General features: G+C 41.4%; 22 protein-coding genes and 2 pseudogenes. 3 read left to right on the top strand and 21 right to left on the bottom strand.

Features of this window, described 5'->3' with window-relative positions:
- Window positions 1–90: 90 nt before the first annotated feature.
- A pseudogene (locus tag ACVX3R_RS03090) lies at window positions 91–213 on the top strand (helix-turn-helix domain-containing protein); the annotation flags it as partial.
- Between the two features lie 381 nt (window positions 214–594).
- A pseudogene (locus ACVX3R_RS03085) lies at window positions 595–732 on the top strand (transposase); the annotation flags it as partial.
- A 35-nt stretch (window positions 733–767) separates the two neighbouring features.
- On the opposite strand, the gene ACVX3R_RS03080 reads toward ACVX3R_RS03085, so the two are convergent.
- The 12 genes from ACVX3R_RS03080 to ACVX3R_RS03025 all read right to left on the bottom strand — a co-directional run bounded on the left by ACVX3R_RS03080 (window position 768) and on the right by ACVX3R_RS03025 (window position 16,947).
- Window positions 768–2,132, bottom strand: a complete 1,365-nt coding sequence (locus tag ACVX3R_RS03080; protein ID WP_458795419.1) for an amino acid permease — start codon at window positions 2,130–2,132, stop codon at window positions 768–770.
- Between the two features lie 76 nt (window positions 2,133–2,208).
- Window positions 2,209–2,691: a transcription elongation factor GreA gene (gene greA / locus ACVX3R_RS03075; RefSeq protein WP_000818770.1), complete on the bottom strand. Its 483-nt coding sequence runs from the start codon at window positions 2,689–2,691 to the stop codon at window positions 2,209–2,211.
- A gap of 61 nt (window positions 2,692–2,752) precedes the next feature.
- Window positions 2,753–4,504 (bottom strand): endolytic transglycosylase MltG, encoded by a 1,752-nt coding sequence (mltG, locus tag ACVX3R_RS03070; protein ID WP_458795418.1) that lies wholly within the window; start codon window positions 4,502–4,504, stop codon window positions 2,753–2,755.
- A gap of 74 nt (window positions 4,505–4,578) precedes the next feature.
- On the bottom strand, window positions 4,579–5,082 hold the full coding sequence (locus ACVX3R_RS03065) for a GNAT family N-acetyltransferase (RefSeq protein WP_458795417.1): 504 nt from the start codon (window positions 5,080–5,082) through the stop codon (window positions 4,579–4,581).
- Complete coding sequence (locus ACVX3R_RS03060; protein ID WP_007518436.1) at window positions 5,079–5,546, bottom strand: GNAT family N-acetyltransferase; 468 nt, start codon at window positions 5,544–5,546, stop codon at window positions 5,079–5,081. The genes ACVX3R_RS03065 and ACVX3R_RS03060 overlap by 4 nt, the downstream gene beginning before the upstream one ends.
- Window positions 5,547–5,555: 9 nt before the next feature.
- Window positions 5,556–6,890, bottom strand: coding sequence for a UDP-N-acetylmuramate--L-alanine ligase (murC, locus tag ACVX3R_RS03055; protein WP_458795416.1), 1,335 nt, complete (start codon window positions 6,888–6,890; stop codon window positions 5,556–5,558).
- A gap of 11 nt (window positions 6,891–6,901) precedes the next feature.
- On the bottom strand, window positions 6,902–7,513 hold the full coding sequence (locus ACVX3R_RS03050) for a cystathionine gamma-synthase (protein ID WP_458795415.1): 612 nt from the start codon (window positions 7,511–7,513) through the stop codon (window positions 6,902–6,904).
- Between the two features lie 47 nt (window positions 7,514–7,560).
- Window positions 7,561–10,656 carry a DEAD/DEAH box helicase gene (locus tag ACVX3R_RS03045; RefSeq protein WP_458795414.1) on the bottom strand — a complete coding sequence of 1,032 codons (3,096 nt, stop codon included), beginning with the start codon at window positions 10,654–10,656 and terminating at the stop codon, window positions 7,561–7,563.
- A gap of 92 nt (window positions 10,657–10,748) precedes the next feature.
- Window positions 10,749–11,915 (bottom strand): MalY/PatB family protein, encoded by a 1,167-nt coding sequence (locus ACVX3R_RS03040; protein WP_458795413.1) that lies wholly within the window; start codon window positions 11,913–11,915, stop codon window positions 10,749–10,751.
- A gap of 7 nt (window positions 11,916–11,922) precedes the next feature.
- Window positions 11,923–13,017, bottom strand: a complete 1,095-nt coding sequence (locus tag ACVX3R_RS03035) for a cystathionine gamma-synthase (RefSeq protein WP_458795412.1) — start codon at window positions 13,015–13,017, stop codon at window positions 11,923–11,925.
- Window positions 13,018–13,162: 145 nt separating this feature from the next.
- Complete coding sequence (locus tag ACVX3R_RS03030; protein ID WP_458795411.1) at window positions 13,163–15,121, bottom strand: peptide ABC transporter substrate-binding protein; 1,959 nt, start codon at window positions 15,119–15,121, stop codon at window positions 13,163–13,165.
- 203 nt (window positions 15,122–15,324) lie between these two features.
- The gene (locus ACVX3R_RS03025) at window positions 15,325–16,947 is read right to left on the bottom strand and encodes a putative polysaccharide biosynthesis protein (RefSeq protein WP_458795410.1); all 1,623 of its coding nucleotides are present in this window, start codon (window positions 16,945–16,947) and stop codon (window positions 15,325–15,327) included.
- A 105-nt stretch (window positions 16,948–17,052) separates the two neighbouring features.
- Here ACVX3R_RS03025 and ACVX3R_RS03020 point away from each other — a divergent pair, with 105 nt between their 5' ends.
- Window positions 17,053–18,498, top strand: a complete 1,446-nt coding sequence (locus tag ACVX3R_RS03020) for a UDP-N-acetylmuramoyl-L-alanyl-D-glutamate--L-lysine ligase (protein ID WP_458795409.1) — start codon at window positions 17,053–17,055, stop codon at window positions 18,496–18,498.
- A gap of 43 nt (window positions 18,499–18,541) precedes the next feature.
- On the opposite strand, the gene ACVX3R_RS03015 is transcribed toward ACVX3R_RS03020, so the two are convergent.
- The 9 genes from ACVX3R_RS03015 to ACVX3R_RS02975 all read right to left on the bottom strand — a co-directional run bounded on the left by ACVX3R_RS03015 (window position 18,542) and on the right by ACVX3R_RS02975 (window position 26,179).
- On the bottom strand, window positions 18,542–19,192 hold the full coding sequence (locus ACVX3R_RS03015; RefSeq protein WP_458795408.1) for a DUF1803 domain-containing protein: 651 nt from the start codon (window positions 19,190–19,192) through the stop codon (window positions 18,542–18,544).
- Complete coding sequence (locus ACVX3R_RS03010; RefSeq protein ID WP_458795407.1) at window positions 19,176–19,688, bottom strand: YiiX/YebB-like N1pC/P60 family cysteine hydrolase; 513 nt, start codon at window positions 19,686–19,688, stop codon at window positions 19,176–19,178. Before ACVX3R_RS03010 ends, ACVX3R_RS03015 begins: the two co-directional genes overlap by 17 nt.
- A gap of 86 nt (window positions 19,689–19,774) precedes the next feature.
- Complete coding sequence (locus ACVX3R_RS03005) at window positions 19,775–20,710, bottom strand: manganese-dependent inorganic pyrophosphatase (RefSeq protein WP_458795406.1); 936 nt, start codon at window positions 20,708–20,710, stop codon at window positions 19,775–19,777.
- Between the two features lie 85 nt (window positions 20,711–20,795).
- Window positions 20,796–21,080 (bottom strand): GIY-YIG nuclease family protein, encoded by a 285-nt coding sequence (locus tag ACVX3R_RS03000; RefSeq protein WP_458795405.1) that lies wholly within the window; start codon window positions 21,078–21,080, stop codon window positions 20,796–20,798.
- Window positions 21,070–21,819: a tRNA1(Val) (adenine(37)-N6)-methyltransferase gene (locus tag ACVX3R_RS02995; RefSeq protein WP_458795404.1), complete on the bottom strand. Its 750-nt coding sequence runs from the start codon at window positions 21,817–21,819 to the stop codon at window positions 21,070–21,072. The genes ACVX3R_RS03000 and ACVX3R_RS02995 overlap by 11 nt, the downstream gene beginning before the upstream one ends.
- A 53-nt stretch (window positions 21,820–21,872) precedes the next feature.
- Window positions 21,873–22,232, bottom strand: coding sequence for a S1 RNA-binding domain-containing protein (locus ACVX3R_RS02990; protein ID WP_458795403.1), 360 nt, complete (start codon window positions 22,230–22,232; stop codon window positions 21,873–21,875).
- Window position 22,233: 1 nt separating this feature from the next.
- Window positions 22,234–23,634, bottom strand: a complete 1,401-nt coding sequence (locus ACVX3R_RS02985; protein WP_458795402.1) for a bifunctional Cof-type HAD-IIB family hydrolase/peptidylprolyl isomerase — start codon at window positions 23,632–23,634, stop codon at window positions 22,234–22,236.
- A 122-nt stretch (window positions 23,635–23,756) separates the two neighbouring features.
- Entirely contained in the window at window positions 23,757–24,860 is a 1,104-nt protein-coding gene (locus ACVX3R_RS02980; protein ID WP_458795401.1) for a glycosyl hydrolase family 8, read from the bottom strand.
- A gap of 8 nt (window positions 24,861–24,868) precedes the next feature.
- Window positions 24,869–26,179 (bottom strand): glycosyltransferase family 2 protein, encoded by a 1,311-nt coding sequence (locus ACVX3R_RS02975; protein ID WP_458795400.1) that lies wholly within the window; start codon window positions 26,177–26,179, stop codon window positions 24,869–24,871.
- Between the last annotated feature and the right edge of the window lie 61 nt (window positions 26,180–26,240).

The raw sequence follows: 26,240 nt of genomic DNA, 5'->3' as shown, positions 1-26,240 counted from the left end.
TCTTGAATATACAATATAAGTGCACAATAAAAACTCATAAGATTTTCTAGTAAAATAGAATTGAACCAACTAGTTACGAAAGGAAATCTTATGAGCTACCATCATTTTACCATAGATGAGCGTGAGAGTATTCTCATTTACCGTATGCAAGGCCTAAATTTTTCTCAAATTGCTAAGTTGCTCCATCGTCATCCGTCTAGTATTAGTCGCGAGTGGAAACGACATCTAAGAGAAGGACGCTATTCTCCAAGTCATGCACAGGAATCTTACCATATTGCTAAATCACACTGTGGGCAGAAACGAATGCTTGAAATAGATCACAATTTAAGCAATACCGTCAAGCATCTATTTCTCGATTATCAATGGTCTCCTGAAGAAATAGAAGGCCTGTTGCGATTAGAGTATGGAAAAGCTGTTATTAGTTATCAAACGATTTATAGAGCCATCTATCGCAGTCACTTTGACGACAAGCTTTCACATGGTGCTCGTGGTGTCATTCGCAAGCTCCGTCATCGTGGGAAAACACATCATACAAAAGGTCATGTCGAAAACAGAGGAAAAATTTCTATTTCTCATACCATTCACGAAAGACCAGAAGACGCTAATAACCTCATCAAGGTCATCAAGCGCAATGCTTTCGGTTTTCGGAACTTTGAAAACTTCAAAAAACGGATTTTCATCGCTCTAAACATCAAAAAAGAAAGGACGAAATTCGTCCTTTCTCGATCTTAGCTTTTCTTCAACCCACTACAGTTGACAAAGAGCCCTTATTTTCTAAATTTCCACTGGCTATAAATTCCGAAACCGATAATCCAGATAGCTGAACCAATTGCTCCCATAAAGGTAGATTCTTGTAAAAAGAGGGTTACAAAGACAAAGATAAAGAAGAGCATGGTTAAAGGATTTAGAAAACGGTAATAGGGCATGAGGTAGCCCTCCGCCATAAAGTCTTGTGACTTGCGGTATTTGAGGTGGGCCACCATAATCAAGATATAAATCGCGATGTAAACACCTGATGAAGACGCCGTGATCAAAGCAAAGGCATCGGAAACACCTGGCAAAACATTGATAAAGGCAGCCAGAGCAATTAAGATTGCTGAAGCAATAATAGCATTTTGTGGAACATTATGGCGAGAAAGAGTATCTGCCTTGATCGCTTTTAAGAAGCGATTGGGTGAATCATGGGCAATCTGGTAGAGGTGTCGCCCTGTTGAATAGAGGGTCGAATTAAGAGCAGATGCGGCCGACGTCAAAACGACGAAGTTAATCAGAGCTGCCGCCCACTTGATACCTGCTAGCTCAAAAACCGTTACAAATGGTGAATCTGAAGAAGCAAGTTCTCTCCAGGGAATAATAGACATAATGGCTAATAGAGCACCACCATAGAAGAAGACAATTCGGAGAGGAATTTCTTTAACTGCTTTTGGCAAAACCTGACGAGGATTCTTCGTTTCAGAGGTTGTCACTCCGATAAATTCAATCATCAGATAGGCAAAAAATACCATTTGAAAGGCCATGACAAAGTTCATGACTCCATTTGGGAAAAGAGAGAATTGATTGCTGATATTTGCCAGACTTGCGGCACCATATGGTGTTTCAAATCCTGTCAAGACCATAAAGACCCCTGTTGCAATCATAGCTAAAATAGCCACAATCTTAACCATAGCAAACCAAAACTCGACTTCCCCAAAGAGCTTAACCGCAATCAGATTGACCAAGGCCAAAATCGTTAAAAAAACAATCTGAATCAACCAACTAGGCCAAGAAGGAAACCAAAACTGAACATAATGCGAAATCGCAGTGATTTCTGCCATACCGATAAAGACAACAGACAACCAATAAGACCAAACAGAGAAATACCCCCAGCCTTTCCCCAAATGACGGGTGATAAAGTTGATAAAAGTATGTTGTTCTGGATCCTGATATAGCATCTCCCCAACAGCCCTCATCATCAAAAACATAAAGGCTCCTGTAATCATGTAAATCAGGATGATAGAAGGTCCAGTAAGGCTGATAGAACGACCAGCACCTAGGAAAAGTCCTGTTCCGATTGTCCCCGCAATGGCCATCACCTGAACATGGCGATTGGTTAAGCCACGCTCCATTTTATTTTTTTTCTTATTTGAACTCATATAGTCTCCTATTTATTCAAAAAATCAAAAAGGAGTTGAGCAAGTCAAGACCTCCACTACTCCATTTTCATTCTATTTAGGCTGTTTTTTCAACCTTTAAAATTTTGACATCGTAACTACCAACAGGTGTCTCAATCGTAACAATATCGCCTGTTTTTTTGCCGATCAAAGCTTGTCCAATCGGACTTTCATTTGATACCTTCCCAGCGAAAGCATCCGCACCTGCAGAACCGACAATGATGTAGACTTCTTCTTCCTCTTCACCGATTTCTTGGATTGTTACTGTTTTACCGATTGCTACCTCATCTTGGGCAACTGCATCGCTATTAACAATTTCAGCATAGCGAATTTTTGTTTCTAGACTTGAAATTTGTCCTTCAACAAAAGCTTGTTCATCCTTAGCTGCTTCGTACTCACTATTTTCTGAAAGATCCCCGTACGAACGAGCAATTTTGATACGCTCTACGACTTCAGGACGACGAACGAGTTTCAATTCTTCTAATTCTTTTTCTAACTTTTTCTTTTCTTCAAGGGTCATTGGGTAAGTTTTTTCTGCCATTTTTTCAACTTTCTTTTCTATTACTTTTTTAAAACAAAATTATGTGGAAAACCACATAATTTTAGTTTGAACTACTTGATTGTGTTAATTTACTATTGATATGTTCTGCAACGTTTTGGTCATGCTCTTCTTTTGTCGTTGCAAAGTACACTTTACCGTCTTCAACATTAGCTACAAAGTACAAGTACTCACTCTTTGTCTGATTTACACTTGCTTCAATTGCATCGAGGCTTGGACTATCAACTGGTCCGGGCATGAGGCCAAGATGTGTATAAACATTATAAGGTGAATCAATCGTAGTATCAATTGCAGTATCATCGGCTAAGCTAATCTTTTGGCCAAGTTTCCCTTCAGCATACAAGATAGCAATGTTGCTTTGAAGTGGCATACCAAGATTCAAGCGGTTATAGAAAACTCCCGCAATCAATTTACGATCTTCGGTCTTAGCACCTTCTTTTTCGACAAGAGAAGCAATACTGAGCAATTCATTAACTGTCAGATTCTTTTCTTTGATCGTAGTGTAATACGGTGACATGGCCTTGTCCATAGCTGCTAACATATCATCAATCAAGCTTTCAACTGTGGTGCTGTCTTTGATAGTGTAGGTTGCTGGGAAAAGGTAACCTTCAAGGCGATAACGAACGCCACTGTCTTTTGTTGGAAGACTTCCAAGAAGGTTTGGATACTTGGCTACTAGTTGGGAGATGAAGGTTTCATCTTGAGCTTTTGCCATGAAAGCATCCGCTGTAAGAGGTTCTTTAAAATCACCTTGGAGTTGACCTACTGTCTGAGCAATTTGCTCTAAGGTATAACCTTCCGGAATAGTTAAGTTTGCAAGCACTGGTTCTTGAGGTTCAGGAGTTCCACCCTTTTGCAATTCTTGAATCAAGTCATCCGTACTCATGCTCTTCTTCAAATTGTAATAACCTGACTTCAAGTCTGAACCCTTATACTTAGCATAAATACTAAAGATAAGTCCATGTTTGACCAAGCCAGATTTTTCCAAAGTGCTCCCAATTTGTTGCACATTTGATCCTTCTGGAATTTGAACTGTCATATACTCCTTAGAGCTCGCATCAATAGGTTTCAAAGAGTCTTGAACGTAACCGTATCCAAAGTATCCACCAGCAGCCACAAACACCAAGAGGACTAAAAAGGTTACTAGGAAACCTTTGGCCTTTGATTTCTTCTTTTTCTTGGTTGGTTTTTTGCCTTTACGACGACGGTTACGACGTGATTCCTCCGTTAATCTGTCTGAGGATCCAGTTGAAACTAGTGCTTCAGCTTTATTCTCAGAAGAAGGAATTGATGTATTGGCCTCTTCTGTCTTATAAGTCACATCTATCTTGGTCGGAGTATCGTTAAATTCTTTATCTTCAGGTTCAAGTTCAACTGGTTCCACCTTAGGTTGAACGGGTTCCACTACAGGTTCTTCAGCTGGCTGAATCGGTTCTACTAGAGGTTCTTCAGATTCTACAACTTCAATCTTGTCAATGATAGGCTGTCTAATCTCTTTCTCTTCTTTTTCATCCGTTTCATCAGCTTCAGCACTCGAAAGTGGAGGAACACTCGGCGCATTCTTTAGAATTTTATCGACAACAGATAGGGAATCAGCCATCAACTCTTCTGTTGAAATATCAGATTCAGGATTTGCAGGAGTTACTGAACTAGCTTGAGATGATGAAGCTGTCAGATTTGGAATGTCTACTTCTTTCTCTCTTCTATCTTGTTCTTTCACACTCTCTAAATCACGTAGAATCTGATCTTTAAAGCTTAATTTTTCTTCTTCTCTTGATTTTTCAGTCAAAAGCATTACCTCCTTGTTGACAATCCATAATATTATATCTTAAAAGTCGCAGAAAAGCAACCAACTAGGGCATTCCCTAGCTAGTTTTCTTTATTTTCCGGTTGCCAAACCATATCATACCAACTTTCACCCGCAAAGCTTGACTGGGATATTCCCTCGTTAACAAAGCCATTTTTTTCATAATAAGGGATGAGATAGTCATGACAGGTCAAATTGATACCTTCTCGTTCATGTTCTAAAGCGACTTCTTTCAGAGCCCTTAACAGTCTTTTCCCCACGCCCAAGGCTTGTGCCTCCTTAGCTATGGAGAGACAAGTCACAGAGATATAGCCTCCAGGTCGATGGCTATAGTCTTTTATCTCTTCTGTAAAGGACTGATCTTGTAGATGACGATGTGGGACGACTGGACCTTCAATATACCCAAGGATACGTCCCTCCTTTTCAGCTACCAGAAAACTGGTCTGAATTTCACGTAAGTGCACCTCAAAGACCGAACGAGGAATCGCCTCTTCAAGGGAGAAATTCTCCAGCTCTATCTCTAAAATTTGATCTAAATCCGAAAATCTTGCTTGTCTGATTTTCATACTTCCTCCTGATAAAAAGGATTGGCCCAAATCAGATTCCATCCCGAAAATCTTGCGCATGAAGCTTCTGGCACTTCTTCCTCAACAAAGCCATTCATCTCAAAATAAGAGAGCAAGTCATCAGGACAAGTCAAGCGAAGATACTCATACCCTCCTTCCACTGCCACTTGTTTCAAGCTAGCAAGAAGAAGGGTCCCCAAACCTTGTCCGCGATGGTCAGGATGAATAGCAAATGATCTTATTTCTATCCATGTGGGATGAAGAGACTGAGACTCTCCTAAAACATAACCCACGAGCTGGTTTTCATCTCTAGCTACAAGAAAGGTATCCGCAATCTTACGGATACTCTCTTCTAAAAATTCGTAGCTCACTATTTCTTCTGAGGATAAACAAGATTCTTCAATTGCTACAATTTCTTCTAAATCCGATAAAGTAGCCCGTCCTATGGTGATTGGAATTTCCATTCTTTTTTCTTATTGGATGTTGCTTGTCAAATTAGACAAAAGACGCTCGAATGAGTACTCATAGGTTTGGATATCTCCTGCTCCCATAAAGACATAGACTGCATTATCATGCTCAAGGAGTGGTGATACATTTTCAACTGTGATGACTTGGCTTTTCTTCTTAATTTTATCTGCTAGGTCTTCTACCTTGACGTCACCATGGTCCACCTCACGGGCTGATCCATAGATTTTCGCCAAGTAAACAGCATCTGCCTGGCTCAAAGCTTTAGCAAAGTCGTCTAATAGGGCAATGGTTCTAGTAAAAGTGTGTGGTTGGAAGATTGCAACAATTTCCTTACTTGGGTATTTCTGACGAGCCGCATCTAAGGTCGCAATGATTTCCGTTGGATGGTGGGCGAAATCATCAATAATAATGGTTCCATTGACAACCTTTTCAGTGAAACGACGCTTGACACCAGCAAATGTTTTCAAGTGTTCACGTACCAAGTTCAAGTCAAACCCTGCTGTATAAAGTAAACCAATAACGGCTGTCGCATTCATGATATTGTGACGACCAAAGGTTGGAATGTGGAATTGACCCAACTCTTGTCCGCGGAAATGAACGGTGAAGGTCGAACCAGTTGTAGAACGTAGAAGGTCGCTAGCTACAAAGTCATTTCCCTCAGCATCAAAGCCATAGTAATAGATTGGAGCATTGGCTGTAATCTTACGCAACTCAGCATCCTCACCGTAGACAAACAAACCTTTAGTAATTTGTTTGGCATAGTCGTTAAAGGCGTTGAAAACGTCCTCTAGACTTGTAAAGTAGTCTGGATGGTCAAAGTCAATATTGGTGATGATAGAGTATTCTGGGTGGTAAGGCATGAAATGACGCTCATATTCGTCAGATTCAAAAACAAAATACTTAGCATTTTCAGAACCTCGACCCGTTCCATCCCCAATCAAGAAGCTAGTGTCTGTGATGTGAGACAAAACGTGAGACAGCATCCCAGTCGTTGATGTCTTACCATGCGCTCCTGCAACCCCCATGCTGACAAAGTCACGCATAAAGCTACCTAGGAATTCATGGTAACGTTTGTAGCTGATACCATTTTTGTCGGCATAGGCGATTTCAACATTGTTGTCTGGACGAAAGGCATTTCCAGCAATAATTTCAAGATCCCCTTCCAGGTTCTTTTCATCAAAAGGAAGAATCGTAATTCCTGCCTGCTCTAGTCCACGTTGAGTAAAATAGTATTTTTCAACGTCTGACCCTTGAACCTTGTGTCCCATTTGATGCAACATCAAGGCCAAGGCACTCATCCCTGATCCCTTGATTCCAATAAAATGATATGTTTTTGACATGCTTTTCTCCCTTACTCAGTAATTCTTGTCAGATTCAACTCTTGGGCAACCTGACGTTCCTGTTCCGTTTGCTTATTCTTTTTATTATAGATTTGACTCTTCTTTAGAAAATCATAGTTGTTTTTTTTAGCCTTTTCCGTTTGAGATTTCGGAGTTGGAATTACTACCTGGTCAGCCTCCTCGGCTAGAATATAGTGGGACTGGCTCAAGTTTTTACTAAATTTAGCAAACTCGCCTGAATTTTCCTTTTGAAATGGTGCTGTTGGTTGGTTTCCTTGACGAACAAGTGTTGAACCATTGTGTCGTCTAGTATGACTAACATCCTGAGTCAAATACTTGGCCGAACGTTTCTTCTTCAGATCCGCACGCGCCTCTTCTCGAGCCAACTCAGCATACGTTTTTTCAACTTTTTTAGGTTCTGGGCCTGGTTTTGACTCCTTGCTAGCTACCGAAGGCGTTACAGCCTGTTCCTCATTGATAGGAGACCATTCCAAATAGTTTTTATCGCGGTAATCACCCTTGATATTGCTAATAAAGTCTGACTCATCGTACAAGTCCATGACTGGCATTTTAGTCAGCATGATCTCATCATCTGACACCAGTGGAAATCGATCTTGTTTCATTTTGTATTTCCTTTCAACACTTCATTATAGCGTATTGTCTTGATTTTTCAAGTGCTGGCTTCAGAAATCCCTAAAATTTCTCGAATTTCTGCCAGACTGAGACTCGCACGCGATTCTGTCCCATCCAAAACTTGAGAAACCAGGTGTTTCTTCTGTTCTTGGAGTTCTTGAATCTTTTCTTCAATGGTTCCTCTAGTAATCAAACGGTAAACCTCTACCTTCCGCTCCTGTCCCATTCGGTGAGCTCGTCCGATAGCCTGAGCCTCGACAGCAGGATTCCACCAGAGGTCCACTAGGATGACGGTGTCAGCTCCTGTCAGATTGAGACCGACACCACCCGCCTTAAGGGAGATGAGAAAGATATCCCTTTCCCCTTGATTAAATATTTTAGTCATTTCTTGCCGGTCTTGAGCAGGAGTTGAACCCGTAATTTTGAAGGAAGTCAAGCCCAAATTTGGGAGTTCTTGCTCGATTTTCTCCAACATTCCTTTGAACTGAGAGAAAATCAAGACCCGATGCCCACCATCAGCCACTTGTAGCAATAAATCTCGGAGACTATCCAATTTACCACTGGCTCCTTGGTAATCGTCCATGAAGAGGGCTGGCGTATCACAGATTTGACGCAAACGCATGAGACCAGATAAAATTTCTACCCGACTTCTCTGGAATTCTTGGTCTGTCACTTGGGCTAGACGGTCTCGCATCTGTTGCAACTGGGCCAGATAGATGGCCTTCTGCTGATCTTCCAGTTCATTTTTATAGACGACTTCGATCAGATCAGGCAGTTCTGTAAGGACTTCTTCTTTCTTACGCCTCATGACGAAAGGTTTGATAAACTGCGCGACTCGGTCAGCTGGTAATTTCATAAACTCCTTTTTACTTGGTAAGAGACCCGGAAGCACAATTTGAAAGATAGACCACAACTCTCCTAAATGATTTTCGATGGGTGTACCTGACAAAGCAAAGACTGCCGGCACCACAAACTGGCGCAAACTCTGAGCAATCTTAGTCTGGGCATTTTTCATGACCTGAGCTTCATCTAAGAAGAGAAAATCAAAGTCCATCTCTTGATAAAGCTCGCTGTCTTGACGAAAGGTAGCATAGCTAGTCACATAGATTTGGTGATTTTCAGAAAGAATCGCTTCTCGATTCGCTTTCAAACCATGAACGACAGCCACATCCAACTGTGGGGCAAATTTTCTGAATTCATCTGCCCAATTGTAGATCAAACCTGACGGTGCTAAAATCAATACCCGACTATCTTCTGTCACTTGACTAGTCAAAAAAGCAATGGTTTGCAGTGTTTTTCCCAATCCCATATCATCGGCTAGGATGCCACCAAAGCCATAGCGATGAAGCATCTGAAGCCAACGGACACCTTTTTCCTGATAGTCTCTCAAACTCGCCTGCACCCATAAATCTCCCAAAGGAAAGTCCTCTGGATGGGTCAAATCATGAGCTAAATGCTGAAATTCCTCTGAGAAGGAGATCCTGTCTCGACCTTCGAAAAGCTGAGAAAGGCTATAAGCCAGAGATTTTCGAGCCTGAAAAGAACCATCTTTTATCTCAACACCCAGTTCCTGCAAATTTTGACGAATCTGCTTGGTTTCCTCATCAAAAAAGTACACTTGGTCAGAAGAACTGATATAGAAATCCTGATTGCTGGTCAGGGCTTTAAGAGCTTGATCAATCTCTTCTTGGGCAATCCCTTGGAAATCAAATTGGATTTCCAACAGTCCTCCCTTGGACTCAATTTGAACCTGAGGAGCTTGGACGCTGTAGAGCTGATTTATCTCATCAGACAAGAAAACCTGACCCAACTTCTCAAAAGCTGGAATCGTATGGTGAAAGAAAGAATAAACCGCTTCTGGCTTCAAAGCCTGTCTCCAAGACTGAAAATCGGCCTCAAAACCAGCTCCTAGACAGACTTGAAATAGCTGGTTTTCCAAGACGGCATCGCTTGAAAATGGTAATTGTTCCAGCTGTTGACGACTAGTCACCTTAACCTCTCCATAGTCAAACTGGATATCCAAGCGGATGCGGCCGTCATCCTCCCTATCAAAGTAAAAGATTGGTGAAAAGGATCTGATTTGCAAGCGCTCAGGAGCAGAAACTGTGCCCAGCTGTCCAAACAAGGGCAGACAGGCGGCTAGGCGGTCACGATCACTGTTGTCAAACTGGAGGTATTTTCTCCCTCTCTCCTCCTGAGGAAGCTCCTTTATTTCCTTTAGGAGACTGATTTGTTTAGGATTTAAGAGATAAAGATTCCCCTTACGAAAGAGAACTGCCCCTCCATAGAATACGTTGACTCGCTCACTTTCAGAAATCTCCATCTCAAAGTAATCTGGATACTCCTGCACGGAAAAAGAGAAAAGGTTTGCTTCTGAATCTAAATCATGAAAGAGAAGATTTTCATAACTATCAATCTGGTGTTCAAAATGAAAATCCTCCAAGTTCATCAGCAACTCCACTCCCTGCTCAAAAAAGGTTAGAGGGAAAAAGAGGTGACGACCTTGATTGGGGAAAAAGAGGTCTTGACTCAGTCCCTCCTCAATCAAGCCACATAAAAAAGTAAGGACATCTTGACTAGCTGTATCAAAAGCCTCCCAAGACAAGTCATTTTCATAGTATTTCCCAATCATATATGGCTTTCGATGGACTAAAACCTTCAAAAAGAGAGGGATGTCACGAATGACATAATATTTTTGACTATCAACTAAACCGATTCGGAGAGTCCAGAGGAGGCGATTGGTCCCAGATTCCACCTGGCCTTGAGCCGACAAAGTGTAGATTTTCTCTCTCTTCTGAGGTTGGATACGCTCCAAAAAACTACCACCAAAACTAACCTTGGTTTCGACCTCTTCTTGCTCTTCATGTCCTTTTTCTAAGGCTTGTAAAATCACCTGGCCTTCTTCGTCGTTCTTCAGATAATGCTCGAGCGCTGCGAGATGAACACAGTATCCTCTTTTTTGGAAAAAATCACAAGCACAAAAAACAAGATCATCCTCTAAACTGTAGCGCAAGTCTTCTCCCGCCACACGAGTATAGAGGCGATTCCCTTTTTCCTTGATAATCTCAATATTGCCCGTTTCATAGAGAGTAACACCCTCCATGCGCAACTTTCCTGGAATCAATTTAGCCATAGTTACCCCTTTATCTTATCTTTTCATTATACCACATTTTCCCCTATGAAAATAGCCTTCTAGAAAGACTTTTCTCCTAGAAGGCTGGATTTTTAAAGTGTAGCAAAAGTGGTCACGATGCGTTGGCAAACCTCTTCTAGTACTGACTTCGGCATAGCTACATTGAGGCGGGCATGAAGAGTTCCCTCCTCTCCAAAGTCCAAACCTCGGTTCAAGATAACCTTGGCTTCATTTCTCAAAAGCTCTTGCAAGCGGTCATCCGTTAGATCATAGGCCGAAAAATCAAGCCAGATCAAGTAAGTTCCTTGTGGTTTCATGACCTTAATCTTAGTTCCGTTGTCCAAAACATCCACTACATAGTTAATGTGGTCCTCAATGACTTCCTTTAACTCTCCTAACCAGTCCTTGCCATAACGGTAGGCAGCTTCTGTCGCCAAATATCCCAAGCCTGAGATTTCATGCTGATTATTGGCCAACTGGCGTTTTTGGAAAGCCACACGAAGCTTTGGATTTTCAATAACTGCATAGGAATTTTTGGTCCCAGCAATATTAAAGGTTTTAGTGGCACTACTCAAAATAAGGGCAAAGTCTTTAAAAGCAGGATCAATGGTGTTGAAAGACTGGTGTTTGTGACCAAAGAGGGCCAAATCTTGGTGAATCTCATCTGAAACCAACAAAACACCGTGTTTTTGGCAGAGATGGCCAATCTTTTCTAACACTTCCTTTTCCCAGACACGTCCACCAGGATTGTGGGGATTGCAAAGGATATAAAGCTTCACATCCTCTTCCACCAATTCCTTCTCCAGCTGGTCAAAGTCAATCTCAAACAGACCATTCTTTTCTACCAAAGAATTGGTAATCAATCGGCGATTGTTGAGTTTGACACTGCGAGCAAAAGGTGGATAGACCGGTGTATTAATCAGAACAGCCTCTCCTTCTTTTGTAAAGGCTTGAATAGCTGTTGAGATGGCCGGCACCACTCCCTCGATAAAGACGAGGGCATCCTTGTCAAAGTGATACTCGTGTTGACTGGCTTCCCAGTCCTGAACCGACTCAATCAAAGCATCGCTTGCATAAGTATAGCCATAGACCAATTGATCTGCGTAGGCTTGTACAGCTTGTCGAACCTCAGGCAAAACCACAAAGTCCATATCTGCTATCCAGGCTGGTAGAACTTCTCGATCAGTTTCCGCTTCTTCCCATTTATAGGTATGGTGCCCAAAACGATTGGGCAGGCTTGTAAAATCATATTTTCCCATATCTGTCTTATCCTTCCAAAGCTTGGCGCAAGTCCGCAATCAAATCTCTAGCATCTTCAATCCCGATTGACAAGCGCAGGAGGTCATCTGTTAAGCCATAGGAATGGCGCACTTCTGCTGGAATATCCGCATGGGTTTGAGTTGTCGGATAGGTAATCAGACTCTCTACCCCACCCAAACTTTCCGCAAAAGAGAAGACCTTGAGGCTATTTAAAATGCGAGGAACACGTTTTTCATCCACTACTTTAAAGGAAATCATACCTCCACGTCCTGTATAGAGCACTTCCTTGACAGCAGGTGAATCCTTCAAAAAAGCAACCACTTCTTGGGCATTGGCTGTAGAACGTTCCATACGAAGAGGTAGAGTTTTAAGACCGCGAATCAACTGATAACTATCAAATGGTGACAAGACCGCACCTGTCGTATTCAAATTGTAAAAAAGTTGTTCATATAGTTCTAAACTATTAGTCACAACCACCCCAGCCAAGACATCATTGTGCCCTGCTAAATACTTGGTGGCTGAATGAAGAACGATATCCACACCATCTTCAATCGGACGTTGGTAAATCGGACTGTAAAAGGTATTGTCCACCACTACCTTGGCACCCTTGGCATGAGCTAGTTTGGCTAGTTTAGCAATATCAAATTCCAACATCAAGGGATTGGTTGGCGTTTCGATATAGAGAACATCCACATCTTTCTCTAACTCAGCAATCAACTCTTCTTCTGTATTGGCATAGGTAAAATGGAAACGGCCTTCTTGCTCCACTTGGTTGAACCAACGGAAAGAACCCCCATAAAGATCTCGCACAGCCAAGACTTTACTTCCTACTGGAAAAACACTAAAGGCCAGTACAATCGCGGCCATACCTGAGCTCGTTGCTAGGGCATAGTCCGCTGATTCGATTGCAGCCAAAACCTCCTCCGCCTTACTACGAGTTGGGTTTTTAGTACGCGTATAGTCAAATCCAGTAGACTGACCAAACTCTGGATGCTGATAAGTGGTTGAAAAATGAAGCGGCGTTACTAAGGCACCTGTTGCCTCATCTGACTTGATCCCTGCCTGAGCCAAAATTGTGTTGATGTGTAGTTCTTTGCTCATACAATACCTCCAAATCTATAGTAACTATTGTATCATTTATTTTCACTAACTCATTTTCTTGTTTTCAAGAGCTAGTTATAGTTTCAAACTATACAAAAACGATAGTTTCTTAAGAAACTATCGTTTTTCCTGTTAAATAGACTGGTTATTTAACGTGTTTTGCCAGTTCTTCTTGGGCTTTTTTATTTGATTCTTCTTTTTCTTTCAGCCATTTTTCTTTAGCTTTTTCATACTCATCAGTCGTTACAGTCTTATCTTGTAACTTGAGATACTTGTATGATTCGACACCCTTATTTCCAGCTTGTGAGAATGGTGATGAGAATGGAACTGTCTTTCTCAAGGTCGGTGTTCCACCCTGAGAAACGTTTGGAATAGCAAGGGCGCTATCAACGAGCCAAGCTTGAACTTCAGCATATTTTTCATAACGTTTTGCTGGTTCTTGCTCCTTGTTCGCTTCTTCTAACATTTGAGTGTAAGTATCCAGACCAACTGCCTTAGCCTTGTCATTGACCTCACCTGGTTCTAGACCAATGTTTTGCAACATACCTCCGTTATTGACATTTAGGATATCTAGATAGCTTGATGGATCCAAGTAGTCAGCACTCCAACCGCCATTATAGATATCAAAGTCTTTTTGAGCTGCGGTTTGAGCGAGGTAGCTAGAATTATCGTAGTCATCTGTTGATAATTGTTGGATATCGATAACCACATTCTCAGCTCCTAGAACAGATTCGATGGATTGTTTCAAAGAGCTTGCTTCAAGTACACCTTTTTTAGCTGATTGGTCTACAGATACATCCAAGTGGATTGGGAATTGCACACCCTTAGCTTCCAATTCTTTCTTGGCTTCCGCAAATTTAGCCTTAGCTTTATCAGGATTGTAGTATGGGTCTTGTGCATCTGCAAAATTAATTCCTTGCCATTCTTGGCCATAGTTGACCATCTTTTCTGAAACAACATCACCAAAGTCTTTTCCGTTGATACTTACAAATGTTGGAGGTACAACCAAGTTACGAATAATCTTTGTTGCTCCTTCTTCCCCTTGAGATTGTGCTCCATAGGCTGTACGGTTATAAGCATAGTTGAAGGCTTGACGGAAGTTTTTATTCAGAACTGCTTCTTGGGTTGATTTCTTTTCGATATCTGAGGATTTAGACGTGAAGTTATAAGATTTTCTGTCCAAGTTGAAGTTCAAGTAATAAGAAGTTGCGTTTTGCATACTATAGATGATGTTATCCTTGTTCTTCTCTTTAATTCCTTCAAAGCTTGAGCTATTTGGATAGAGACGCGCGTAGCTATAGACTCCTTCTACAAAGTTACGTGCTAGTGCATCTTGGTCACTACCATCATAATAGGCCAATTTCACATCATCCACAAAGACATTTTTTTCATCCCAGTAGTTGGGATTTTTCTTGAATTCGATAACAGATTTTGAAACAAAAGATTTCATTAAGAAAGGTCCATTGTACAAAATACTAGAAGGGTCTACCTTACCAAAGTCATCCCCTTTTGATTTCAGGAAGTCTGCATTGACAGGGAAGAGAATGGTTGAAGTTGTTTTAGAATTCCAATAAGATTCTGGACGTGTCAAAGTGTACTGAACCGTTTGGTCGTCAATCGCCTTAACACCGACAGTTGAAAAGTCAGTTGTTTTACCGTTGATATAATCATCCAAACCAGCTACAGAGTCTTGAACCAGGTACAAGGCTTCGGATTTTTTATCAGCAGCATATTTCAACCCAGTGACAAAGTCTTGGGCCGTTACAGGGGCGTATTCTTCACCCTCATAGGTATACCATTTTGCATCCTTACGCAATTTGTAAGTATAGGTCAAACCGTCCTGAGAAACAGTCCAATCCTCTGCCAATGATGGAACATAGTTACCGTATTGGTCATTTTCCATCAATCCATCTACCAAATTAGTAACGATGTCGTTGGTTGTTGCACGATTTTCTGCAAGATAGTTCAAACTAGATGGATCGCTCGAATAAACATAGTTATATGTTTTAGAAGAACTAGTTGAGTTTCCACATGCGCTCAGTAAGATACCTGCGCTTAACACGACACTTGCAAGTGTCAGATACTTGGCCTTAGACTTTTTCATTTCCAGAACCTCCTGTTTTAAAGATTTGTCTTATTATACAGCTTTGGTTTTATTTAGTCAAGCAATTTCTGAAGAAAAACTTAAAAAAACAGATTTTTCTACTCTTAATTTTAGAAAAAGTTCTCCTTTTTTAAGAAAAATGTACTATAAAAACCTTTCTATTAAAGAAAGGTTAAATTCATTGCTTTTATTTATAAATCTTCTTACGATATTTTCAATCGTGTCCGTAGTCGGTCCGCTTGGGCTTTACCTATTATCTTGTCTAAGAGTCGTGTCCGTAGGCTCATCAAACCATAAAGACCTCCTCCAAGCCCTCCGATGAGAGCTACGTAAAGGAAACTCCAGAAACGTCCACTTGGTTGGAAGACAAAACCGAGTAGCCATTGTAAGAAGCCAACTAAGATAAACATGACAAGGGTTAAGATGGTAATCAAAATGGTTCGCTTCAAGATAATCTTTCGACGAGCACCCGTTACCTGGCAGATGTCTCGATACATCAAGACATTCGGAATAATCAAGCCGATAGTCGTTGAAATCAAAGGACCGTAGCTGTGAAAAATGGCAATGGTTGGCAATTGCAAGACGATCTTAGCAATAGAACCATAGACAAAGTAAAGAACTGCCTTGCGGTTTCGGAACATGGCCTGAAGCATAGGAGACAAGACCATATACAAGCCTAGGATAGTAGACTGCAAAACTGCAAAGACAAATAAGCCCATGGCCAAACTATCTGGCTTACCGTAAAAGACTGTATAAAGAGGTTCCCCTACCATGACCACTCCAACCGTTGCCGGCAGTAGAAATAAGAAGAGCATGGTGAGGCTATCTTGAACTAGGCGAGCCGCCGCTGGCAAGTCACCTTTTACATAGTTTTCCGTCAAAAGCGGCAAGCCAACACTCCCAATCGAAACCCCTACAGAGATCAAAATCATGGTGATTTTATTAGGATTGGCAGAGAAATAAGAAAACATGACAACCAAGTCTTCATTGCTGTAGTTGGTAAACCACTTCATACTATTGATAAAGGTCATTTGGTCTAAAATTTGGAAGAGCTGGATGGCTGATCCTGTCAGGATAAAGGGAATGGCTTCCTTGATGGTATCGACTAAAAGTCGCTTACTATTGATCTTATCTCGTGTTTCAAATACCTTTTGGAGCAGTCCCTCCTTAGAAAGAAAATAAATCAAAACTGCAAAACTTGCCACCATCCCCACAAAGGCTGCAAAGGTAGACTGAGTAACCGCTGATAAGTAATCCCCTGATCCGATTTTCATGATAATGAAAGTAGCCAGCAACATCCAGATAACACGGATCACCTGCTCGGCGATTTGGCTCATAGCATAGGGTCTCAGGTTGTTCATCCCTTGGAAGAAGCCTCGGATAACACTCATAGATGGGAAAATCAAGACCGCCCAGGCCAAACTCTGCATGATAGGAATCAGGTCTTTCCCCACACCTGACAAATCTGCTAACCAGGGAGAAAAGAGATACAAGACCAAGGCAAAGACTAAGCCCAAGCCTGTCATAAAGCTTAGGAAACTCCGAATCAAGGCAAAGCTGTGCTCTTCTTCTCGCATGGTATTGTACTTAGCTACTTGTTTGGCGACCGCAACTGGGATACCCGCCGTCGAAATCAGTAAGAACCAGGCGTAAATATTGTAGCCCATGGTAAAGAGACCATTTGCCTTGGCTGCATAGGTTCCCATCCAGATATACCAGGGAATAATGTAGATAGCCCCAAGAAGGCGACTAATAAAGTTACTAGCTGTTAGCCAAGCAGTCCCTCGCAACATCTGGGCTTGCTGGTGATTGTTTTCGTTAGACATAGCTTCCTCATTCAATTTTGATAACTAGGAAATTTTCCTCGTCTTCCATTATAAACTTTTCCTTGTTACTTGTAAAATTCAGACTTTCGGTTTACAATAGAAAGTATGATAAAGATTGAAACCGTATTAGATATATTAAAGAAAGATGATCTCTTCCGCGAGATTATCGACCAAGGACACTACCACTACAACTACAACGAAGTTGTTTTTGATAGCATCAGTTACGACAGCCGAAAAGTAAAAGAAGGCACTCTTTTTTTTGCAAAAGGCGCTGCCTTTAAAAAAGAATACCTTCTTTCTGCTATAAGTCAGGGCTTAGCCTGGTACGTCGCAGAAAAGGACTACGAGGTCGGTATCCCTGTCATCATTGTGAACGATATCAAGAAAGCCATGAGTTTGATTGCGATGGAATTTTATGGTAATCCGCAAGAGAAACTAAAAATTCTTGCTTTCACAGGGACAAAAGGAAAGACAACATCTGCTTACTTTGCTTACCACATCCTATCTCAACGCTACCCAACAGCTCTCTTGTCAACTATGAATACAACTCTAGATGGCAAGACCTTCTTTAAATCTTCCTTCTCAACACCTGAAAACATCGATCTTTTCAACATGATGGCTCAGGCTGTTAAGAATGGTCGAACCCATCTTGTAATGGAAGTCTCTAGCCAAGCCTATCTTGTTCATCGAGTCTATGGCCTGACCTTTGATGTAGGAGTCTTTCTCAACATCACACCTGACCATATCGGACCGATTGAACATCCTAGCTTTGAAGATTACTTCTACCACAAACGTCTCTTGATGGAAAATAGCCGAGCAGTTGTCATTAACAGCGACATGGACCACTTCTCTGTACTGAAAGAACAAGTGGAGCATCAAAAGCATGATTTCTATGGTAGCCATTCGAGCAACCAAATCGGGAACTCCAAAGCCTTTAGCTTTTCAGCTACTGGTAAACTCGCTGGTGATTATGATATTCAACTCATTGGCCACTTTAACCAAGAAAATGCCGTTGCTGCAGGACTTGCCTGTCTTCGTCTAGGTGCCAGTCTTGAAGACATCAAAAAAGGAATCGCTGCAACCCGCGTTCCTGGACGTATGGAAGTCCTGACTCAGAAAAATGGTGCCAAGGTCTTCATCGACTACGCCCACAATGGCGATAGTCTGAAAAAACTGATTTCTGTTGTTGAAACCCATCAAACTGGAAAAATTGCCCTGGTTCTCGGTTCGACTGGAAACAAGGGTGAGAGCCGCCGCAAGGACTTTGGCCTCCTCCTCAATCAACATCCTGAGATTCAAGTCTTTCTCACCGCTGATGACCCCAACTATGAAGATCCAATGGTGATTGCAGATGAAATCAGCAGCTATATCAGTCATCCTGTTGAAAAGATTGCCGATCGTGAAGAAGCCATCAAGGCAGCTATGGCCATCACAAATCAAGAACTTGATGCCGTGATTATTGCAGGTAAGGGAGCCGATTGCTACCAAATCGTCCAAGGAAAGAAAGAAGACTATCCTGGAGATGCGGCCATCGCAGAACGTTATCTATAAAGAATAAAGAAAAAGAAGGTTAGGAGAATTTCCTAGCCTTCTTTTATTTTTTAATGAAAATCAGTCTTTCCTTATCAAAATCAGCAGCTAACTCATACTTTCCATCTTCTTTTTGCACAATATAGCCTAGGACGACCAAACTATCCACGAAGATATCACGGCGTTTCTGCATCAGTTGATCTTTTTTGAGGAATTTTAACAAAAAAGTCGTCATATATTTGAGGGCATACTCAAGGTTAACATCTCCTAAAATATCATAGAGTTTCTGCTGTTTTTCTGTCAGAGGATACTGATGTTTGACCTTGTAGAAATAATTAGACAGGGTCATTTTTTGCCTTGCAAAGTCCGTATGTTCGATTAAAATGGCTGCATTGGTTTGATTGCGCAATTCCGTCTCAAAAGTCTTCTCCAGCAAGTCTTGATAGACTGGACTGTCCTCTCTGACAAAAATCTCTTGATCAAGGGCTAAATCATCCGTAGATTCTAGAAAAGGGAGATTGAGCGAATAGTGTTTATTTTCCCTTAGAATCAAGCCCGCCTTTATATACTCTTCCATAAGTTTATCAACTGATACATCTGGAAATTGAGCCTTAATTTCCCTGAGGATTACATCATCATGCTGGTCTAGATAGTCAACCAAATCTATAAAAAATGGTTGTCGAGTCAAACGGGAGGGATTAAAAATCTGAATCATGAAGATTCCTTTCTTTACATTTTAAAAGAGGGGATGATGCTAACTGACTAGGATTGGTCCCTGGCTGATTCAGAGGCACAGCTATTCCTAGTTCTCTATAGTATTCATTCCAGAAATCACTAATTTCCTGCTCCCCATCCCCAAATTTCATGGGAATAGTTTCAAAAATCGGTAGGATTTCAGCGATGTACTGGGAGCAATAAAAGCCAGACCCATCTGGATAAAAAGAGGCATTATAGGGTGCATCTAAATGTTTGCTAGCTCTCTCCTTTACCAAGTCAACTTCCAACTCTGGATAGACATAAAGGTCGTAAAGATGAGTCGGTTCAAAAAATTCAGCCGGTTCTTGACAAATTACACCAGCTTGCCCACTAGCATGGTAAATCATCCCATCCAAATAGATGGCAACATGACTATAGTTCCCAGTAGAAGCCTGGATGGCCTGCCCCAAATCCGACTCATCTCTTACAAAAATCAAATCGCCATTTGCTAACATGCTTCTCTCCTAGAAAAAAAGGAGTTAAAACTCCTTTCGATATAAGATAAACTAGCCTTTCCTATTTTGAACTGACACTCAGGAACTTACCCATTAAAGCTTTCAGTCAACTGAGGTACCACTTGTTTCTTACGTGAAACAGCACCTGGAAGGAAGGCGTGGTTGTTTTCAAGTTTGAAGTTGAAAGCTGCTTCCACCTTGTCCATGTTTGATCCAAGAGCAAGGATTTCTGAGTTTGAATTGACGATGTCTGTAATCATCAAAACAAAGTCAGAGTAGCCGTTTGCTGCATTAGCCACTTGCATTGCTGCTTCGATTTCTGCTTGGCGTTCCAAGACTTCAGCAATATCAACAGTATTGACTTGGGCAACACGAACCTTATTTCCGTTGAGTTCAAATGTCTTAGCATCGATGTCAATCAATTCTTCAGCAGATTTGCTAGCCAAGTTTGTACCAGCCTTGAGCATAGCAAGACCGTACTCTTCCAAGTTGACGCCTGCTAATTCTGCCAATTCAGGAGCAATGACTTTATCAGATGGGTGAGTTGTTGGAGATTTCAAAAGAAGAGTATCTGAAATCAAACCTGAAAGCATCAAACCTGCGATTTCTTTAGGAACTGCTACACCATGTTCTTTGAACATGCGGTAAACGATAGATGAAGCTGATCCAACTGGTTCCAAGCGCATGTAAAGTGGGCTTGCAGTTTCAAAATTAGCCACACGGTGGTGATCCACTACTCCGTAAACTTCTACTTCAGCAATATCTGATACAGATTGTTGGAATTCATTGTGGTCAGTCAAGATGACTTGCTCTGCACCTTCTGCTTTAGCAGATGTGATAACACGCGGTGCTTCTACACCAAAATAGTTCAAAACGAAGGCTGTTTCTTCATTAGGAGTTCCAAGTGCTACTGCTTCTGTGTCCAATCCATAAGCCTCTTTTGCAAGGTAAGCAAAGGCTACAGATGACCCGATGGCATCTGAGTCTGGATTTTGGTGACCAAATACTAGAATCTTAGACATGATAATACCTCTTTAAATTTATTCATCTTATTGTAGCACTTTTTTCCTCTTTTGACAAAAGTAAGAGGAGCCAAAGGACTCCTCGTTAGACATCAATATGGTTGACTAGATTTTTCTCTTGATTTTCGGATAAAAATCGTTCTTTCTGTGGACGTTTCTTGCGTTTGAGGAGAGCTTCGGCAGACATGGCTTCTTCCTTACTGGTAAAACCCTCTACATAGATGAGTTTGACTGGCAAGCGAGCTCGGGTATACTTGGCTCCCTTACCATTATTATGAACGGCAAGGCGCCTCTTCACATCTGTTGTATAGCCCGTATAGTAAGAACCGTCGCGACACTCCACCACATACATATAGGCTTTATGATCCATAGTAAATCTCTTGAATTTCTGGTGTATAGGAACCATCATCATTGTGAACGATGAGAGGTGGCAAGACCTTAAAGCCACTCGTCGAGCCATCCTTGATAGCTTCGATTAAGAGCATATTGGCCTCCTTCTCACGTTTAGGATAGACAAATTGCAGGCGCTTGGGTGCCAAATTATGGCGTTGAAGCATGTCCAAGATATCCAAGAGCCGATCTGGACGATGAACCATAGCCAAACGGCCATTAGACTTGAGAATACTTTGAGCACTTCGGCATATTTCTTCTAGGTTAGTCGTAATTTCGTGTCTGGCCAGAAGGTAGTGTTCACTCTCGTTCAGATTGGAATGCGGATCCACCTTGAAATAAGGCGGATTGCACAAAATCATATCCACCTTACTTCCCTGAATGTGGGCAGGCATATTTTTCAAATCATCACAGATGATCTGCATCTGCTCTTCCAAGCCATTCAACTGAACCGAACGCTCTGCCATATCCGCCAAGCGCTCCTGAATCTCTACAGATATTATCCGCGCCTGGGTACGTGAACTAGCAAAAAGTCCCACTGCACCATTTCCAGCACAAAAGTCCACAATTAAACCCCGTTTAGGGAAGCGAGGAAAGCGTGACAAGAGAACACTATCCACCGAATAGCTAAACACCTCTCTATTTTGAATGATCTTGATATCTGTCGAAAAGAGCTGGTTGATTCGCTCTCCTGGTTTTAATAATTGTTCTTTTTTCATACTTTCATTATAGTAAATTATATTAATATTACAAATGATTTAGATAATCGTATTTACGGGTTCTTTTTTAAATGCTCCAATGCTTCACGCGTCCAAACAGGCATCATTCGTCCAAGTGGTGCAAAACCGTGCTTGATACGATCATTTGAAAAACGTCTCCGTCTTGGCAATTGATGTTTTTCTTCCTCCAAGGTACGTATGGAAAGACTGGCCTTCCCAGTGTATTCGTCAAAATCCACCACCTGAACTTGGACTTCATCACCAATTTTTAAAATGTCATAGATATTTTCAATAAATCCCGTCCGAATCTCCGAGATGTGAATCAGCCCTGTCACCCCTGTCTCTAACTCGACAAAGGCACCATAGGGCTGAATTCCTGTAATACGCCCAGTTAGCTTATCACCAATTTTCATTCTAGTCCTCAATTTCAATCGTTTCAATTACTACATCTTCAACTGGCTTGTCCATTGCACCTGTCTCAACAGCTGCAATGGCATCCAAGACCGCAAAAGATTCCGCATCTACCAATTGCCCAAAAACAGTATGGCGACGGTCAAGGTGAGGAGTTCCACCTTGCTCTGCATAGATCTCAGCGATTGGTTCAGGCCAGCCACCACGAGCAATCTCTTTCTTAGAGTATGGCAAATGTTGGTTTTGAACGATAAAGAACTGGCTACCATTGGTATTTGGACCAGCATTGGCCATAGAAAGGGCACCACGGATATTATAGAGCTCTTCAGAAAATTCATCTTCAAAAGAGTCACCGTAGATTGACTCTCCCCCCATACCAGTACCAGTTGGGTCTCCGCCTTGGATCATAAAGTCCTTGATAATTCGGTGGAAAATGACACCATCATAGTAACCGTCTTTTGAAAGAGCAACAAAGTTAGCCACTGTTTTAGGAGCATGTTCAGGGAAGAGCTTGATACGCAAGTCTCCATGATTTGTCTTAATGGTCGCAAGAGGACCTTCTACTGTTTCAATGTCTACTTGTGGGAAATGCAATTCTTTTTCTACCATACCAAATCCTTCTAAGGCATCAAAAATGCCATCTTCTTCTACTGTTTTTGTAATATAATCTGCTTTTTCTTTGATTTTATCATGAGAAACACCCATAGCAACACTAATTCCAGCATAATCAAAGAGTTCCAAGTCATTGAGACCATCCCCAAAGACCATGACATTCTCTGGTTTCAAGCCTAAGTGTTCTACAACCTTGGCTACACCAGTTGCTTTGGATCCTGAAATCGGCACGATATCAGATGAATGTTCATGCCAACGCACCATGCGAAGTTTATCCGATAAAGACTCTGGTAAGTACAAGTCATCCCCTTTATCCTCAAAGGTCCACATCTGGTAAATATCTGCTTTTTCATGGAAGTTAGGATCCACATCCAAGTTTGGATAAATCGGATCAATAGCCTCACTGATCAGTTCTGTTCGCGTGGAGAGTTTGGCGTCATGACTACCAACCAAGCCGTACTCAATTCCCTCTTCCTTCGTCCAAGAGACATACTCCTCAACATCTGACTTGTCAATCTGATGCTGATAAATGACCTGGCCTTTTTTATCTTCTATATAAGCCCCATTTAGGGTTACAAAAAAGTCAGGTTTGAGCTCACGAATCTCTGGAACAACACCGAAAATACCACGCCCAGAGGCGATTCCTGTTAAAATTCCTTTTTCACGCAACTGTTTAAAGACAGTGGGAATTGTAGCTGGAATAAAACCTGTCTTTGACGTACGCAAGGTATCATCAATATCAAAAAAGACGATTTTAATCTTCTTTGCCTTGTATTTTAATTTCGCATCCATCTCTCTACCTCTTTTCCATCACTCTTTCCATTATACCATAAAGCTGATCAAATTCCTTTTTTGAAAAAAGATGAAAATCCTATCAAAAAGAGAGCTGGCAAAACTAGCCCTCTCTTTTCATACTAGAACATCTCTAGAGCAATCATGGTAATCATCGTTGCATCATAGTAGTTGTCCAAAGGTAAATTTTGTGTGAAAATGTATTTATTTTGCTGAAGAAGTTTCAGATAGCCTTCTCCCTTGTCAGACGCATAGGTAATCGGTGCCAAGAAACTACCTGCCTGGTATTGATTGAGGGCCGTTCCATTCAAGTCATAACCGGCATAAATGCGTTGCTCTTTCATAAAGAAATTCATCATCTTTTGAACGAGTTTTTGGCTTCTTTCATCTTGGCTCTGTGACAGGTGATAAGGCAAACGACAAGCGTTATAAGAGTACGCCCCATCGTATTGAGACTCGATTGTGTTGGCATCAACAAGACGCGCTCCTGACTTCTCAGCCCAGATAAAATCTGGCAAGAGACCCGTATCAGAATGAGAACTGATTTGCTCCAATTGCCCAAGCATCTTATCCTTAATATCTAGCCATTGTTTATCACCAGTTAGATTATAAAATACTTGGAAATAATGAGGTAGTGTATCAGATGTTCGCATCAAATAGTAAAAATCCGTATTTTTTTTCGCCCAATTTCCTACCTTTAGAACACCAGTCTCCTCGTTATAATTAAAGCGAAGAATATCAATCAAAATACTTTTGGCTTGATCTTCATATTCCTGTGCTTTATCTGGCCACTGCTTGGCAGCTTCAATCAAGGAATAGGCAATGTAGAGATCACCATCAGTTGCGTTTTGTTTTTCAACCGTTTCGCTATCATTTTTGATCACTTGCTTCCAAGACATCAACTGCGTTCCCTCGATACGATGATTTTGGTAATAGCGATAAAGGCTATCAAAATCTGCTTGACTTGCCTGACCTTTTTGAGCTGCTAGAACTGTTATGAGCATGCCGTAACTTTGAGCTTCTGATAGAACTGTTGTTTCCTCAGAATTACTCGTCGTACGAACATAAGACTGATTGCCTTTTGTTACAAGGAACTGTTCACTCCACTGGCTATAAAGGCGATTGCGCATCTCGACTTTACTCCTTCCCCTTGCTAAAAACAAGGTTAAACAAAAGATAGAAAGAATGAGCACAAACCAGACATATTTTAATTTATTCGTTTTCATAGAACCTCCTATCCTGCAAATCGCTTGGTTTTAACCCACTTGGTTTCTTTTCGGTGGAGTACCTTATCCAGCACGATTGAAGAAATGGAATCAACGGATACAACGATAAACATCTGTGCATAAGAGAAATAGGCTACCAAGGCCAACCAGATTTGTTTTGTCGTCGCTTGTCCAAATTGACTGGCCAATGCAATCATAATCTGCATCAGATACAGACCAATCATGAGAATCCAGTTAAAAAACATGAGCTGGGCAATATAAATATTATCCGCATCAAAAGCAAATGGAACTCTGATATCTGGGAAGAATAGGTTCAGACAGATCGCTAGTACATTCGCTAGGAAAATCAAATCCGATAGGACAAGGGCAAAGTTAAACCAAAAGAAGACACATGAATAGTTAAAGACCTCTAGTTTGACACGCCAGTTTGCTCTGTCAAATAAATGCTTAAAGTTTGAGAGAACAACTTCGTAGTTTCCTTTTGCCCAACGTTTACGCTGCATATAGTAACTCTTTAAGGTCTCAGGTTCTTGTTGGAAAGCCTCTGAATTATAGGCAAGGGCAATTAATTTCCCACTCTGCATGATTTTGAAGGAGATATCGGTATCCTCAGTCAAGGCACCATTTTTCCAACCGCCGATACTCTTTACAAAGTCGGTTTGAATGATAAAGTTGGTCCCTGGAATACGCCCAATTTTAAAGAGATGCCACATCCCAACGTGGTGCACGCGCTGAGTAACAACGATTTCCTGGTTGATACAACGAGTTAAGAAATTTTGATTGGCATTTCGAGTCTTGTTGCGGCCGAAAGATGCCACATGACGTTCTGGATCCTTCATCACTTCTTTCACAAGGAAATAAAGGGCATTTTTTTCAGGCATGGCATCTGCATCATAGACACAGATATATTCACCTGTTGCCATCTCTAAGGCATCGTTTAGAACGCCTGCTTTTCCTCCGGTACCAGTACGGTCGATAATAGTCAGATTTCTTCCTGCGTATTCAGGCAGGGCTTGTACAGACAAACACTCTGCATAGGTGTTGTCCGAACAATTATCTGCAAATAGAAGCAACTCCACACGGTCGTGAGGGTAGTTCATATCCAAGATAGCTTTTGCCGTCTGTGCAATAACCACATCCTCATTATGAGCAGGTACGACAATGGTAACCTTAGGATAATAAGGTAGTGGCGACGTGTCCACACGAAAATCACTGTGTTTAAACCAAAAGTGAACAGCTGAAAAGAGAATTACCAAGCCCCATGCTAGAGAAATCCAAATAGTAAGCAGGGTAAAAATCATTAACATTTGACTAATCATGATTCACCGCCTTAAAATTTTTGTTCACTCGATGGTAAAGAATACTGTATGCAATAAATAA

The organism is Streptococcus sp. 517s (assembly GCF_054445985.1).
Note: the sequence above shows the minus strand (reverse complement) of the source record. Positions and strands in the feature narration are given on the sequence as shown.